The sequence below is a fragment of the Streptomyces sp. NPDC093598 genome (genome assembly GCF_044764825.1).
Classification (GTDB): Bacteria; Actinomycetota; Actinomycetes; order Streptomycetales; family Streptomycetaceae; genus Streptomyces.
Window position 1 is genome coordinate 183,560 of sequence record NZ_JBIWIV010000007.1, and the last position, 14,895, is coordinate 198,454.

Consider the following 14,895-nt stretch of genomic DNA (forward strand, 5'->3'; position numbering starts at 1 on the left):
CGGGCGTTCGAGCAGGCTCGACCCTCATCGGGTGGGCACGCGTCCTCGATGCGGGATCGCAGCGCCCTCCGGCGACGTCGGGCCGAGCAGGCGCGGATCCGTGTGGGCCGAAGCGATGCCGGTCCGCTCGTCGGGGGTCGTCCCCTTCCGCGCGCTGACCGGCCCGGGGGCTCTGAGGCGGAACGACCCCACCCCGCCCGGCCCCGCCCAGGCCGCCCGCTGTCGCCGGAAGGGTGAAGATTGAGGCAAGAGGTGGTAGACCACTCTCAGCGACAGAGAGGTCGGCCGTGGGCGCAGACGAGGTGTACGGCGTTGCCCGGCAGCGGTTCGATGTGGCCGACGCGGCGCCCCTGTTGCTCGATCCACAGGGCGTGGTGACGGGCTGGACCAGCGGTGCCCGGCGGCTGCTGGCGTACCCGGCTTCCGAGGCGGTCGGCAGGAAACTGGCCGATCTGCTGGTCGCCGAGGACGCGCAGCGGGTGCCGGACCTGGTCGAGCGGTGCCGCACGAGCGGCGGCTGGACGGGGCTGCTGACGGCCCGCCGCAGGGACGGGCAGCCGGTGAAGGTCGTGGCCCGGATCGCCTCGGCCGAGGAGGCGCACGGCGGGTCGCGCTGGCTGATGCTCCTGTCGGAGCTGGCCGACGCCCCCGGCTGGGACATGAGCCGCACGGTCCTGGAACAGATGGCGGCGGGCGCCCCGGTCGGTATCGCGATCGTGGACACGGACCTGCGCTTCGTGTGGTCGAACGCCGCCCTGGAGCAGTTCGGCGGCGGCCCGGCGGCGCGCCGGCTCGGTCTGCGCTTCGCGGACGTCCAGCCGGGCATGGACGCCCAGGCGGTCGAGGCGCAGATGCGGCACGTGCTGGAGACCGGCGAGGCCGTGATCGGCTATGAGCACGTGGGCCATGTGCGCTCGGCACCGTTGCGCGAGACGGCGCACATGCTGTCGTTCACCCGGCTCGAGGACGACCGGGGCCATCCGATCGGCGTGTACTACACGGTCGTGGACATGACCGAGCGGCACCGCGCGCGGCAGCGGCTGGCGCTGCTCGACCGGGCCGGCCAGAGCATCGGCCGCAGCCTGGACCTCACGCGCACCGCCCAGGAGCTGGCGGACGTGGCCGCGCCGGGGCTGGCCGACTTCGTCACCGTGGACCTGCTGGAGTCGGTGCTGGGGGGCGCCGAGCCGGCTCCCGGGCCGCTCGCGGACTCGGAGGAGCCGGTGGAGCTGCGCCGCGCCGGCTACCGGTCCGCGCAGGACGACCTCACGGAGGCCGTCATCGCGATCGGCGAGGTGGTCGCCTTCCGGGCCGGCACGCCCCCCTTCCGCTGCCTGGCCACGGGACGGTCCTGGCGCGAGGAGCGACTCGACCCGCTGACCCGGGACTGGACCACGGACACCCCGAGCGGCCGCCGGGCCACGTTCCGGGAGCTGGGTCTGCACAGCGTGATGGCCGTGCCGATCCGCTCGCGCGGCACCACCCTGGGCATCACGACCTTCTACCGGCGCCACAGCCGGGAACCCTTCGACGAGGAGGACCTGCGGCTGGCCGAGGACCTCGTCGCCCGCGCGGCCGTCTGCGTGGACAACGCCCGCCGCTACACCCGCGAGCGGGACGCCGCGCTCGTCCTGCAACGCAGCCTGCTCCCCCACCGACTGCCCGAACAGGGCGCCGTCGAGGTGGCCGCGTGCTACCGGCCGGCCGACGAGCTGACCGGACTCGGCGGCGACTGGTACGACCTCATCCCGCTGTCCGGGGCGCGCGTCGCGCTGGTCGTGGGCGAGGCGCCCGGGCACGGCATCGACGCCGCGGCGGCCATGGGTCAGCTGCGGACCGCCGTACGGACCCTGGCGGCCCTGGATCTGCCGCCCGCGGAGGTGCTGGCGCACCTCGACGACCTGGTGGCGCGGTCGGCGCGGGAGGAGGGTGCCGAGCCCGGCACGGTGGGTTCCGCGGGCACGCAGTGTGTGGGCTCCGGGTGCCTGTACGTCGTCTACGACCCGGTCGACGGCGGGTGTGCGATGGCCGCGGCGGGGCATCCCGCACCGGCCGTGGTGCTGCCCGACGGCTCGGTCGTGTTCGTCGATCTGCCGCAAGGGCCGCCGCTCGGCGTGGGCGGCCCGCCCTTCGAGGCGGTCGAGCTGCCCCTCGTGGAGGGCAGCACGCTCGCGCTGCACACCGACGGGCTGCTGGCCCGGGGGGAGACCTGGGCCGTCGACGCGGGCCGGGAGCGGCTGCGCCGCGCGTTGGAGCGTGAGGGCCCGCTCGAGTCGTACTGCAGGGCCGTGGTCGACGCGCTGGTCCCGGCCCGCCCGTACGACGACGTGGCGCTGCTGATGGCCCGGACGAAACGTCTCGGCACCGAGCAGGTCGCGGCCTGGGACCTGCCCTCGGACCCGGCCGTGGTCGCCGACGCCCGCCGCACGGCCACCCGGCAGCTGGCGCACTGGGGGCTGGACGAGCTGGCCTTCACCACGGAGCTGGTGGTGAGCGAGCTGGTCACCAACGCCATGCGGTACGCCACCGGGTCCATCCGGCTCCGGCTGATCCGGGAGCGTGCCCTGGTGTGCGAGGTCCTCGACGGCGGCGCCACCGCGCCCCATCTGCGCCATCCCCGTACGACGGACGAGGGCGGGCGCGGGCTGCTGCTGGTCTCCCAGCTCACGCAGCGGTGGGGCACGCGGTTCGTCCCCGAGGGGAAGATCATCTGGGCCGAGCAGTCTCTGACGGACCCGTCGGAGTGAAGCCGGGTGAGGTTCACCCATACCGTGCGAAACTGGTGTGATCCCGGCAGCGGTGAGGCGGCAGCCATGGCGGACACGGCGATCGACTACGGGGCGGTCTTCCAGGCGCTGCCCGGCATGGTGGCTCTCCTGACACCCGAGCTCGTGTACGCGGACGTCAACGAGGAGTTCGTCCGCGGCTCCGGCCGCACGCGCGAGCAGCTGATCGGCAAGTACCTGTTCGACGTCTTCCCGGACAACCCCAACGACCCGGCCGCGTCGGGCATGCGCAACCTGGAGGCCTCGCTGTACCGCGTCCTGGCCACCGGGCAGCGCGACACCATGGCCCTCCAGCGCTACGACGTCGAGGATCCCGAGCGCCCCGGCGAGTGGCAGAAGCGCTACTGGAGCCCGGTGAACGCGCCCCTGCTCGGCTCGGACGGCAAGGTCGTGCTGATCCTGCACCGCGTGGAGGAGGTCACGGAGCTGATCCGGGCCCGGGGCGGCTCTCCGGCGAACCGGGGCAGCCGGGCCCGGGTGCTGGAGGCCGAGCTGTACACCCGCGCCCGTGAGTTGCAGGAGCTCAACGAGCGGCTGCGCCAGGCGCACTCCAGGGAGCGGGAGGTGGCGCTGGCCTTGCAGGAGGCGATGCTGCCCGCACCCCGGCAGGTCGGCCACCATCGGGCCGCCGTCCGTTACCGGCCCGCCGTGGGCGCGCTCAACGTGTGCGGGGACTGGTACGACCTGGTCGATCTGGTGGGCGGCGACCGCATCGGCGTGGCCGTGGGCGACGTGGTCGGGCACGGGCTGGAGGCGGCCGGTGTGATGGGCCAGCTGCGCAGTGCGCTCAGCGCCGCCTCCCGGGTCGCCGCGGGCCCGGCCCAGGCCCTGGACGTGCTGGGGCGCTACGCCCACGTGATCGACGGGGCCGAGTCCGCGACCGCCGTGACGACCTTCGTCGACTGCGACCGCCACGTCATCACGTACAGCAGCGCCGGCCATCTCCCGCCCGTGCTCGTCCACGCCGACGGCCGCACGGAGTTTCTCGACCAGGCCACGGACACGCCGCTCGACGCCCGCCCGGACCCGATCCCGAGGCCCCAGGCCGCGACCACGTTCTCGCCGGGCGCCACGCTCGTGCTCTACACCGACGGCCTGATCGAACGGCGGCGCGAGGACATCGACACGGGTCTGGACCGGCTCGCCGCCGCCCTGCGCGACCACCGGGACCAGGAACCCGAGACTCTCGCCGACACCGTCCTGTCCCAGCTGCTGCCGCCCGGCGGCGCCACCGACGACACCGCGCTGGTCATCGTGCGTCTGTGAGCTACATGCGGGTCTTGCCGTGGTCGAGCAGCCGGACGCGGTCGACGTTCTGCCGGTCCTCGGCGTCCCCGCTGGGCTCGCCGGCGAACCACGCGTCGAGGATCTCCGTCAGCAGCGGCTCCGACGTCAGGCGCAGGCTGAGCGCGAGCACATTGGCGTCGTTCCAGCGGCGCGCCCCGTCGGCCGTGTAGGCGTCCGTGCACAGGGCGGCCCGTACGCCGGGCACCTTGTTCGCGGCGATCGAGGCGCCCGTGCCGGTCCAGCAGCACACCACCGCCTGGTCGGCCATGCCGTCGGCGACCTCGCGGGCCGCGGCCTCGGAGCACACCGCCCACTGCGGGTCGTCCCCCGGGCGCAGCGCGCCGTGCGGGCGCACCTCGTGCCCGCGCTCGCGCAGGGCGGCGACGAGGGAGCGGGCGACGGGTTCGTCCATGTCCGAGGAAACAGAGATCCGCATACCTGGCAGGTTACTCGCCGGAGCGGCCGGGGCCACCGGCCCACAACAGCCCCTCGCGCGCAAGAGCCTCAGGCCCGCCACGCACCCCCGCCATCGCGCCACGCCACCCGTTCGGCTTGCCCGTCACCGGCACGGCGCAGCACGCTGGTCCCGCGGTTCTCCCCAGCCGCATGAGCACCACCGGACACCCACTCCTGACTGACCATCAGTCAATTGGCGAAGGATCTGTGCGGTCCGGCCGCACGAGGTGCCCGGTGGTCGCGCCTGCACCTACACTGGCACCCCACGACATGCCGGTTGACCTGCTGGAACGCGGCGGTTGAGTCCACCGCGAGAGTCGAGGAGCGCCCGCTTTGTTCTACTACCTGCTGAAATACGTACTGCTGGGCCCGCTGCTGAGACTGGTCTTCCGGCCTCGCATAGAAGGCCTGGAGCACGTTCCCGCGGAGGGCGCCGCCATCGTCGCCGGCAACCACCTGTCGTTCTCGGACCACTTCCTGATGCCCGCGATCCTCAAGCGGCGCATCACCTTCCTCGCGAAGGCCGAGTACTTCACCGGCCCGGGCCTCAAGGGCCGCCTGACGGCCTTCTTCTTCCGCAGCGCGGGGCAGATCCCGGTCGACCGCTCGGGCAAGGACGCGGGCCAGGCCGCGATCCGCGAGGGCCTCGGCGTGCTGAGCAAGGACGAGTTGCTCGGCATCTACCCCGAGGGCACCCGCTCCCACGACGGCCGCCTCTACAAGGGCAAGGTCGGCGTCGCGGTGATGGCCCTCAAGGCCGGCGTCCCGGTCATCCCCTGCGCGATGATCGGCACCTTCGAGGCCCAGCCGCCCGGCAAGGTCATTCCCAACATCCACCCCGTCGTGATCCGCTTCGGCGAGCCCCTCGACTTCTCCCGCTACGAGGGCATGGAGAACGAGAAGGCCATCCTGCGCGCCATCACCGACGAGATCATGTACGCGATCCTCTCCCTGTCCGAGCAGGAGTACGTCGACCGGTACGCGGCCGAGGTGAAGGCCGAGGAGGCCGCCGCCAAGGAGCGGAAGTTCCGGCGCATGCCCCGCAGCTGAGATCTGCTGTCGGCAGAGGCCGGTTCCCCGGCCGGACCGCGGCGATCTACGGTCACGGCATGAGACGTGCTGTGGTGATCGGGGCCGGCGGGCAGATCGGGCGGCCGGCGGTGGAGGCGCTGGCGCGGGACGGCTGGGAGGTGACGGCCGCGTCGCGCGGCGGCGGCCGGGGCGAGAACTGGCCCGGCGAGGTGCGGACGCGGCGGCTGGACCGCGAGGACGACGCGGCGCTGGGCGCGCTGATCGGCGACGGCTGCGACCTCGTGGTCGACATGGTCGCCTACGGGGCCCGGCACGCACGGCAGTTGACGCACCTGGCCGACCGGATCGGCGCGGCCGTGGTGGTGTCGAGCGTGTCGGTGTACGAGGACGGCACGGGCCGCGGCTTCGACACCATGGCTGAGCCGGACGGTCTTCCGCGGTACCCCGTGCCGATCGCCGAGGACCAGGTGACGGTCCTTCCGGGGGACGCCACGTACAGCACCGGCAAGGTGGCTCTGGAGCGTGAACTCCTGGCGGTGGGCGAACGGTTGCCCACGACCGTGCTGCGCCCGGGCGCGATCCACGGGCCGTACAGCCCGCTCCCCCGGGAGCTGTACTTCGTCAAGCGGAACCTCGACGGCCGGGGCAGGAGGGTGCTCGCCTTCCGGGGCGAGAGCCGCTTCCACACCTCGGCCGCGCGCAACATCGCCGAACTGATCCGGCTGGCGGCGGCACGGCCGGGCTCGCGGGTGCTCAACGCCTGTGACCCGCGGCCGCCGACCGTGTCGGAGATCGGGGCCGCCGTGGACGCGGTCATGGGAGCGGAGGCGGAGACCGTCCTGCTGGACGGGCCGGCGCAGGCGTCCGTGGGCAGCTCGCCCTGGTCGGTGGAGCTGCCGGTGGTGTGCGACATGTCCGCCGCGGAACGGGAACTGGGCTACCGGCCGGTCGTCTCCTACCCGGACAGCCTACCGGAGACGGTCGAGTGGCTCACGCGCCGGCTGTCCGAGCAGGACTGGCGGGAGGCGTTCCCCACCCTCGCCCGCGCCTACCCGGACCTCTTCGACTATGCGGCGGAGGACGCCTGGTTCGCGGCCCGGCAGGCATGAGGAAGGGGCGGCCGGTGTCCCGGCCGCCCCTCACCGCCGTACGGCCGACGGCTACGGCTTCGGCGTGGCGTGCGGCGCGCAGGTCACGTCGGCGCCGTCCAGCTTGCCGGTGAGCAGGTAGCTGTCCACCCGGGGGTTGATGCACGGGTTGACCAGGCCGGTGACGCCGTGGGAGCCCGCGTCCTTCTCCGTGATCAGGCGGGAGCCCTTGAACCGCTTGTGCAGTTCCACGGCGCCCTCGTACGGGGTGGCCGCGTCCCGTTCGGACTGGACGATGAGCACGCCGGGCAGGCCCTTGCCGGTCTTGACGTTCACCGGCGTCTGCTGCTTGGCCGGCCAAGTGGCGCAGGGCAGGTTCATCCAGGCGTTGGCCCAGGTCATGAAGGGGTGGTCGCGGTGCAGCCGGGTGTTGTCCCGGTCCCAGGTACGCCAGCTGGTGGGCCACTTGGCGTCGGCGCACTCCACGGCCGTGTAGACGGCGTTGCCGTTCTCCGAGGCCGCGTTGCCCGCCGTGTCGGACAGGTCGGGGGCGGCGGCGTCGACGAGCGCCTGGGTGTCACCGGCGGCGTACTTGCTGAAGACCGACGCGACCGGCGCCCAGGAGGAGTCGTAGTACGGGGCGCTCTGGAAGAAGGAGATGAGCTCGGCCGGGCCGACGACCCCGCCGATCGGGCTCTTCTTCGCGGTGGCGCGCAGCTGGAGCCACTTCGCCTGGACGGCGGCACGGGTGGTGCCGAGGTGGTAGGTCGCGTCGTTCTCGGCGACCCAGTCCTGCCAGTCCTTCCAGCGGCCCTCGAACGCGACGTCCTGGTCGAGGTTGGCCTGGTACCAGATCTTGTCCCGGGACGGGTTGACGACGCTGTCGACGACCATCCGGCGCACGTGGCCCGGGAAGAGGGTGCCGTAGACGGCGCCCAGGTAGGTGCCGTAGGAGACGCCGAGGAAGTTGAGCTTCTTCTCGCCGAGGGCGGCGCGGATGACGTCGAGGTCGCGCGCGGTGTTCGGTGTGGTCATGTGCGGCAGCATCGCGCCGCTGCGCTCCTGGCAGCCCTCGGCGTACTCGCGGGCCAGCTTGCGCTGGGCGAGCTTGTCGGCCTCGGAGTCGGGCACCGGGTCCATCTTGGGTGCCTTGACGAACTCCTGCGGGTCGACGCAGGAGATGGGCGTGGACTTGCCGACGCCGCGCGGGTCGAAGCCCACGAAGTCATAGGCCTTGGCCGCGTTCGCCCAGACGGCGTTCTTGTTGGTGACCCGGGCCGGGAAGCGCAGTCCGGAGCCGCCGGGGCCGCCGGGGTTGTAGATGAGCGCGCCCTGCCGCTCGGCCTTCGTGCCCGTGTTGCCGATGCGGTCGACGGCGAGCTTGATCTGCTTGCCGTACGGCTTGGCGTAGTCGAGCGGCACGGTGACGTACCCGCACTGGATCGGCTTGGCCAGGTTCCAGTCGGCGGGGCAGTCCTGCCAGTCGATGCCGGTCTTCGCGGCCCGGGCGGCGGCGATAGCGGTGCCCCGGGCCTCCCGGTCCTGGCCGTGGCCGCTGCCCGCGCTCGCGTTGGCCGTGGGCGCCGCGACGGCGCCGGCTATCAGCGTGGCCGTGACGAGCGCGCCGGCCGAACCGAGCGCCGCCACCCGCTTCTTCGGTCTCGAACCCCTCAAGGGGAACCTCCCCGTACCTCGTTGCGATCAGTACGGGGGATCCTCTCGGTTGTGAGGTCCCTGACAACAGGGCCGGACGCCCTTCTTTGCCAATCCGATAAACGGAGAACCGGTTCTGCTCTACGGACGGCTACCGTCGTGACGCGAGGGACGTCAGGGTCTCGTCGAGCAGCTGCCGCAGCCGGAGGGCGTCCGGCGCCACGGCGGTCACCAGCGCGGCGGGCCCGGCGAGCGGCACCACCGAGGCCCCCTCCCCCAGCACCCTGGCGGCCACCGGTTCGGCGGCGAACTCCGGCCTTACGACGATCAGTTGCCCGACCGCGCGATGCCCCGCCAGCACGGCGGGCCCGTCCCAGCCGCCCGGTGCGCCGGGCCCGCAGGCGAGTTCCTGGTCGAGCACGGCCTGCCCGTCGACCCGCACGGTCAGACGGCTCGTCAGCCGCCCGGGTTCCTCACCGACGCGCCCGAGCACCTGCTCCTCGCGGAGCACGAGCCGGGCCGTGGCGGCGAGCTCGACGCGGGTGGTGACCTTCAGGTCACTGCCGTGGGCGGAGATCAACTGCTCGGGCAGCCAGTGCAGTTCGCCATGGTCGGCGACATCGAGCCGGACGTCGTAGCGGGCGTCGCCCTTCGCCTGGCCGGGCAGCGCGATGGTGGCGGCGGCCGACCCGGCGGACAGCCGCGCCCCCTTCTCCACCCGGGCCTCCACGGTGAAGTGGTCACCGCCGAGCGGCCCGCTCATCGCACCGACCAGCATGACCCGCGCCTCCGAGCCGGTCGCCCGGGTACGCCGCAGCGCCAGCGGTCCGTCGCTCTCCAGCACGGGCAGCGAGGTCCCGCCCCGCCCGTCGTCCCGGGCGACGATCCGCGCGACGGACCGCACCCCGGCGCCGGCGCGCACGCTCACGCCGTCCACGCGGCGAGCTGCGCACGCACCCACGCGGCGACATCCGCCACCCCCGTCTCGCCCCGCAACGACTGGAGGACGACCGGCAGTTCGGCGCGCTGCGCCTTGGCGTCGGCGGCCATCCGCGCGAGGTCGGAGCCGACGTACGGGGCGAGGTCGGTCTTGTTGACGACGAGCAGGTCGGCGGTGGTCACGCCGGGGCCGCCCTTGCGCGGGATGTCGTCGCCACCGGCCACGTCGATCACGAAGATCTGCGCGTCGACGAGCCCCTTGGAGAAGGTCGCGGTGAGGTTGTCCCCGCCGGACTCCACGAGCACCAGGTCCAGCGGCCCGACCGCGTCCTCCAGATCCTCCACCGCCTCCAGGTTCGCGGAGATGTCGTCCCGGATCGCGGTGTGCGGGCAGGCCCCCGTCTCCACCGCGGTGATCCGCTCGGGCGGCAGCACGGCCTCTCGGAGCAGGAACTCGGCGTCCTCCCGCGTGTAGATGTCGTTGGTGACGACGGCGAGCGACAGCTCGTCCCGCAGCGCCCGGCAGAGCGCGGCGACGGTGGCGGTCTTCCCGGACCCCACCGGGCCTCCGAGCCCGATGCGCAGGGCACGGCGGCGACCGTCGGGGCGCAGGGCGTCGGCGCTGACGGCGGCGGGACCGGGGTGGCTGTGGTCGAGATGCATGGAAGCGACTCCTACGTTGTTGTCCGACTGATGCGGGTGGTGGATGCAGGGCCCGGCGACCGTCTAGGAGGCGAACAGCCGCACGGCCCACCCCGCATGGGTCTCAGCCCCGATCTCCAGCAGCGGCGCCGATCCCGCCGGCAACGCGTCGACCCCCTCGTCCACCACCCTGCGCGCCGCCTCCACCGCCCGGTCCACGACCCGGTCGACCTCGGGCGCCAGCCGGGCCAGCACCCCCGTGGCGTCGAACGGATCCAGACTGAGCAGCCGCACCGTCGCCGACGCGGGCCCGCTCACACTCTCGTACGCCGCGCAGTACGCCGCGTCCACCGGCCCCAGGCCCGCCGCCCGGGCCGCCAGCCCCAGCACCACCGGCTGATGCGCCCCTTTGGGGAATTCCCTCCCGAGCGTGTCCAGCTCGGCGGACGGCCAGGTCGCCCGCGCGGCCCGCAGCAACTGCCGCCCCAGCTTCCGGGCGGCGACCCGCAGCGCGGGCGAGGGGGTGCGCGCGTCCGCGGCACGGTCCAGCGCGACGGGATCGATCCCTAGTGCCGCGGCCGCGGACAGCCCCGCCGCCACCAGCCCCGTCGTGTGCAACCGCCCCCGGCAGAACTCGCTGAGGCTCGTCGCCCCGCTGATCCGCCCGGCCTTGACCGCCGCCTCGGCACCGCCGGAGTGCGCATGTCCCCCGGCGGGAAACCGCCCGTCGGCCAGGACGAGAAGCGCTGCACGCGACATCAGACCACCTCAGAACAGGAAGTACCGCTGAGCCAGCGGCAGTTCGGCCGCCGGCGCCGCCTCGACCAGCTCCCCGTCGATGTGCACGGCGAAGCTGTCGGGGTCGACGCGGACCTCGGGCCGCGCGTCGTTCTCCCGCATGTCGGCCTTGGTGACCCCACGCGTCGACTCGATCGCCACGAACCGCTTCCCGAGCCCCAGCCGCTCCGGCAGCCCGGCCTCGACGGCCAGGGGCGCGACGAAGTTGACGGAGTTGGAGGCCGGCGCCCGCCCGATCGCCCCGTACATCGGCCGCGGCAGGATCGGCTGCGGCGTGGGGATCGAGGCGTTCGCGTCGCCCATCTGCGCGTACGCGATCTGCCCGCCCTTGATGACGAGTTGCGGCTTCACGCCGAAGAACGCCGGCTCCCAGAGCACCAGGTCGGCCAGTTTGCCGCTCTCCACCGACCCGATCTCCCGGGACAGGCCCTGGGCGAGCGCGGGGTTGATCGTGTACTTGGCGACATAGCGGCGTACACGGTGATTGTCGGCCCGCCCGTCCCCGGGCAGCGCGCCCCGCCGCCGCTTCATCACGTGGGCGGTCTGCCAGGTCCGCATGACGACCTCGCCGACGCGGCCCATGGCCTGGGAGTCGGAGGAGATGATCGAGATCGCGCCCAGGTCGTGCAGCACGTCCTCCGCCCCGATCGTGGACGGCCGGATCCGGGACTCGGCGAAGGCAAGGTCCTCCGGCACCGCCGGGTTGAGGTGGTGGCACACCATCAGCATGTCGAGGTGTTCCTCGGCGGTGTTGACGGTGAACGGCCGGGTGGGGTTCGTGGAACTGGGCAGCACGTACGACTCGGAGACCACGGTCATGATGTCCGGCGCGTGCCCGCCGCCCGCGCCCTCGGTGTGGTACGCGTGGATGCCCCGCCCGGCGATCGCGGCGAGGGTGTCACCGACGAACCCGGCCTCGTTGAGCGTGTCCGTGTGGATGGCGACCTGGATGCCCGTCCGCTCGGCGACGGTCAGCGAGGCGTCGATGACGGCCGGGGTGGAGCCCCAGTCCTCGTGCAGCTTCAGGCCGAGCGCGCCGCCCCGGATCTGCGACAGCATCGCCTCGTGGGAGACGGTGTTGCCCTTGCCGAGCAGGCCGATGTTGAGGGGGTGGGCCTCCAGGGCCTCCAGCATCCGGGCGAGATGCCAGGGGCCGGGCGTCACGGTGGTGGCCTTGGAGCCCTCGGCCGGTCCCGTTCCGCCGCCGACGAGGGTCGTGATGCCGGAGGAGAGCGCCTCGTCGGCGATCTGCGGGCAGATGAAGTGGACGTGCGCGTCGATGGCGCCCGCCGTGAGGATCCGCCCGTTTCCGGCGATGATCTCGGTCTCCGGGCCGATGACCAGGTCCGGGTGGACGCCGTCCATGGTGTCGGGGTTGCCGGCCTTGCCGATGCCGGTGATCCGGCCGTCGCGGATGCCGACGTCGGCCTTGACGATCCCCCAGTGGTCGATGATCACCGCGCCGGTGATGACGGTGTCGGGGGTTCCTTCCGCCCGCGTGGCCCGTGCCTGGCCCATCGACTCGCGGATGACCTTGCCGCCGCCGAACACGGCCTCGTCACCGGCGAGACCGGGCCCGCCGGAACGATCCTCCTCGATCTCGACCAGCAGATCGGTGTCGGCGAGGCGGATCCGGTCGCCGGTCGTCGGGCCGAACAGGTCGGCGTACGCGGCACGCGAGATCTCAGGCATCGAGGGCACCTCCGGTCTCCCCGCGCAGACCGGGGACCACACGGGCACCGGCCAGCGGAACGAGTTCGACGTCGACGGGGATCCCGGGCTCGAAACGCACGGCCGTGCCGGCGGCGACGTTCAGCCGCTTGCCGCGCGCGGCGGCGCGGTCGAACTCCAGGCCGGGGTTGGCCTCGGCGAAGTGGTAGTGGGAGCCGACCTGCACGGGCCGGTCGGCGGAGTTGAGGACGGTGAGCCGGGTGGCCTCGCGGCCCTCGTTGTAGACGATCGGGTCCTCGGCGAACAGGATTTCTCCGGGAATCACGGCGGCCTCCCCGTCAGACGATCGGCTCGTGGACGGTGACGAGCTTGGTGCCGTCCGGGAAGGTGGCCTCGACCTGCACGTCGTGGATCATCTCCGGGATGCCCTCCATGACGTCGTCCCTGGTCAGGAGCTTGCGTCCGGAGGACATGAGTTCCGCGACGGTCCGGCCGTCCCGCGCCCCTTCGAGGATGTGCGAGGTGATGAGCGCGACCGCCTCGGGGTGGTTGAGCTTCATTCCACGGGCCCGGCGCTTCTCGGCCACGTCGGCCGCCACGTGGATGAGCAGTCGTTCTTGCTCGTGCGGGGTCAGTTGCACGTCCCACCTCACAGTCCTCGCTCCCGAGCCGTGCGGGGCCCGGCTGCCGCGGCCACGGGGCAAAGTGCCAGGTGGCGTGGATCGGCAGGCTAATGGGACCGCGTTTCGGGCACGTTAACCGAGCTGTGATCCACCGGTCGCGGTGTCCTCGTTCCGCATACTGGTCAGGGCCCGCAGACCGTCCCGGAGGACTTCGACCGGGGCGGGTCCGAAGAGGGACTGCTGCGCGATGAACCCGAGCACGGCGGCGATCATCGTGCGGGCCACATGGTCCGGCGCCACGTCCGCCCGCATCATCCCGGCCTCCTGATAGCCCTCGACGATCCTCCCCCAGGCCGCGCGGACCGAGCCGTAACCCTCCCGCAGGACGACCGCCAGCTCCTCGTTGCGCAGTGTCTCCGTCCACACCTGGATGACGAGCCGCGGAAAGGCGGGCCGGCCGTCGACGACCAGGGCCTCGCGAGCGGCGAGCGTCTTGCCGAGGACGGAGGCGACGAGTTCGTCCGGCGGCGGGGGCGGGCTCTGCCGCGACGCCTCCTCGAAGGCCACGCGGACCGAATCGAGCACCTCGGCGACGATCGCGCCGATCAGCTCCTCCTTGCCGCTGAAGTAGCGGTACACCGCTCCCGCCGAGAGATCGACCTCTTTCAGCACGTCCTGCATGGACGTGGCGTGGAAGCCGTTGCGGGCGAAGCAGAGCGCGGCGCCGTCGAGGATCTGGCGACGGCGGGCATCGAGATGTTCCTGGGACACGCGGGCCATGGTCCACAACGTAAAACGAATATTCATTCTTGACAAGACGCCCCGACCGGAGCACGGTGAGAGCAGAGCAAAACGAACGATCCTTCTTTTTAGCGCTCCGCTTCCGCTCGCCTCAGGAGACCTCATGCCTTCCCGCAACCGCCATGTGCTCGCGGTCGTCGTCCTCGTGCCCGTCCTGGCCGCCCTCGCGCTGTGGGCCTTCGCCTGGCCGGCCTCCCGAATCGCCCCCCGTGACCTGCCGCTGGGCGTGGCCGGACCGCCCGCCGCGGCGGCCCAGGTCGAGCGGCAGCTGGAGCGGCACGAGGGCGCCTTCGAGATCCACCGCTACGCCGACGAGGCCGCCGCCCGGGACGCCATCGAGGACCGGAGCGTGTACGGCGCGGTCGTGGTCACGCCGCAGGGGCCCGAACTGCTCACCGCGTCCGCGGCCGGACCGGCCGTCGCGCAGTTCCTCCAGCAGGCCGTGGCACAGCAGGCCGCCAGCGGGGGCACAGCGGTCAAGACGGTCGATGTCGTGCCCACCCCGGCCGGCGATCCGCGCGGTACGGCGCTGAACGCGGCCGTACTGCCGCTCGCCCTGGCCGGCATCGCGGCGGGCGCGGTGGTCACCCTGCTCGGACTGCGCGGCGCCCGGGCCGCGATCGCACTGCTCGGCGCGTCCACCCTGGTGGGCGTGGTGGCGGCCGGGATCGCGCACAGCTGGCTCGGGGCGCTCAGCGGCGACTGGTGGGCGGAAGCGGGTGTGCTCGCGCTCTCCACGCTGGCCGTCGGCGGTGCCGTCGCCGGGCTCGCCGCCCTGATCGGCCCGGCCGGCACGGGCATCGGCGCCGCCCTGGTGATGCTGCTGGGCAACCCCTTCTCCGGCGCCACCTCGGCCCCGCAGATGCTGCCGGAGCCGGCCGGTGCGATCGGCCAGTGGCTGCCGCCCGGCGCGGGGACGACACTGCTGCGCTCGGTGTCGTACTTCGACGGCGCGGCGGCGACCGGACCCGCCCTGACCCTGACCTGGTGGGCGGCGCTGGGCCTGGGTGCCGTACTGCTCGGCAGCTCGCTCCGGGCACGGAGGGCGGGCGGTGAGCCCGCGCCCGACCGGCGGGAGCTCTCGGCCGTCGGCTGACCGACGCCCGCGCTGGACGACCG

Annotated in this window: 14 protein-coding genes; 5 read left to right on the forward strand and 9 right to left on the reverse strand. The window is 73.0% G+C overall.

The window, feature by feature from the left end:
• Nucleotides 1-287 precede the first annotated feature (287 nt).
• Nucleotides 288-2,747: a SpoIIE family protein phosphatase gene (locus tag ACIRDU_RS22430; protein ID WP_403581999.1), complete on the forward strand. Its 2,460-nt coding sequence runs from the start codon at nucleotides 288-290 to the stop codon at nucleotides 2,745-2,747.
• A gap of 66 nt (nucleotides 2,748-2,813) precedes the next feature.
• The gene (locus ACIRDU_RS22435; RefSeq protein WP_403582001.1) at nucleotides 2,814-4,052 is read left to right on the forward strand and encodes a PP2C family protein-serine/threonine phosphatase; all 1,239 of its coding nucleotides are present in this window, start codon (nucleotides 2,814-2,816) and stop codon (nucleotides 4,050-4,052) included.
• 1 nt (nucleotide 4,053) lies between these two features.
• On the opposite strand, the gene ACIRDU_RS22440 is transcribed toward ACIRDU_RS22435, so the two are convergent.
• The gene (locus tag ACIRDU_RS22440; RefSeq protein WP_403582002.1) at nucleotides 4,054-4,509 is read right to left on the reverse strand and encodes an RpiB/LacA/LacB family sugar-phosphate isomerase; all 456 of its coding nucleotides are present in this window, start codon (nucleotides 4,507-4,509) and stop codon (nucleotides 4,054-4,056) included.
• Between the two features lie 353 nt (nucleotides 4,510-4,862).
• Here ACIRDU_RS22440 and ACIRDU_RS22445 point away from each other — a divergent pair, with 353 nt between their 5' ends.
• Together ACIRDU_RS22445 and ACIRDU_RS22450 are read left to right on the forward strand one after the other, a co-directional pair.
• The gene (locus tag ACIRDU_RS22445; protein WP_403582003.1) at nucleotides 4,863-5,579 is read left to right on the forward strand and encodes a lysophospholipid acyltransferase family protein; all 717 of its coding nucleotides are present in this window, start codon (nucleotides 4,863-4,865) and stop codon (nucleotides 5,577-5,579) included.
• A 59-nt stretch (nucleotides 5,580-5,638) separates the two neighbouring features.
• On the forward strand, nucleotides 5,639-6,670 hold the full coding sequence (locus tag ACIRDU_RS22450) for an NAD-dependent epimerase/dehydratase family protein (RefSeq protein WP_403582005.1): 1,032 nt from the start codon (nucleotides 5,639-5,641) through the stop codon (nucleotides 6,668-6,670).
• Between the two features lie 51 nt (nucleotides 6,671-6,721).
• Here the strand turns inward: ACIRDU_RS22450 and ACIRDU_RS22455 are convergent, their stop codons facing one another.
• The 8 genes from ACIRDU_RS22455 to ACIRDU_RS22490 form a co-directional block, all read right to left on the reverse strand.
• Nucleotides 6,722-8,323, reverse strand: a complete 1,602-nt coding sequence (locus ACIRDU_RS22455; protein ID WP_403582006.1) for an alpha/beta hydrolase — start codon at nucleotides 8,321-8,323, stop codon at nucleotides 6,722-6,724.
• A 130-nt stretch (nucleotides 8,324-8,453) separates the two neighbouring features.
• Nucleotides 8,454-9,239, reverse strand: coding sequence for an urease accessory protein UreD (locus tag ACIRDU_RS22460; RefSeq protein ID WP_403582007.1), 786 nt, complete (start codon nucleotides 9,237-9,239; stop codon nucleotides 8,454-8,456).
• Nucleotides 9,227-9,904 (reverse strand): urease accessory protein UreG, encoded by a 678-nt coding sequence (ureG, locus tag ACIRDU_RS22465; protein WP_403582009.1) that lies wholly within the window; start codon nucleotides 9,902-9,904, stop codon nucleotides 9,227-9,229. Before ureG ends, ACIRDU_RS22460 begins: the two co-directional genes overlap by 13 nt.
• A 63-nt stretch (nucleotides 9,905-9,967) precedes the next feature.
• A complete protein-coding gene (locus ACIRDU_RS22470) occupies nucleotides 9,968-10,642 on the reverse strand; it encodes an urease accessory protein UreF (RefSeq protein ID WP_403582010.1) in 675 nt (224 codons plus the stop codon).
• 9 nt (nucleotides 10,643-10,651) lie between these two features.
• Complete coding sequence (locus ACIRDU_RS22475; protein ID WP_403582012.1) at nucleotides 10,652-12,373, reverse strand: urease subunit alpha; 1,722 nt, start codon at nucleotides 12,371-12,373, stop codon at nucleotides 10,652-10,654.
• A complete protein-coding gene (locus ACIRDU_RS22480; protein ID WP_403582014.1) occupies nucleotides 12,366-12,677 on the reverse strand; it encodes an urease subunit beta in 312 nt (103 codons plus the stop codon). Before ACIRDU_RS22480 ends, ACIRDU_RS22475 begins: the two co-directional genes overlap by 8 nt.
• A gap of 13 nt (nucleotides 12,678-12,690) precedes the next feature.
• Nucleotides 12,691-12,993 (reverse strand): urease subunit gamma, encoded by a 303-nt coding sequence (locus ACIRDU_RS22485; protein WP_403582016.1) that lies wholly within the window; start codon nucleotides 12,991-12,993, stop codon nucleotides 12,691-12,693.
• A gap of 114 nt (nucleotides 12,994-13,107) precedes the next feature.
• Nucleotides 13,108-13,755, reverse strand: coding sequence for a TetR/AcrR family transcriptional regulator (locus ACIRDU_RS22490; protein ID WP_403582017.1), 648 nt, complete (start codon nucleotides 13,753-13,755; stop codon nucleotides 13,108-13,110).
• Nucleotides 13,756-13,879: 124 nt separating this feature from the next.
• Between ACIRDU_RS22490 and ACIRDU_RS22495 the strand changes: the two genes are divergently transcribed.
• Complete coding sequence (locus ACIRDU_RS22495; protein ID WP_403582019.1) at nucleotides 13,880-14,872, forward strand: ABC transporter permease; 993 nt, start codon at nucleotides 13,880-13,882, stop codon at nucleotides 14,870-14,872.
• Nucleotides 14,873-14,895: the final 23 nt, after the last annotated feature.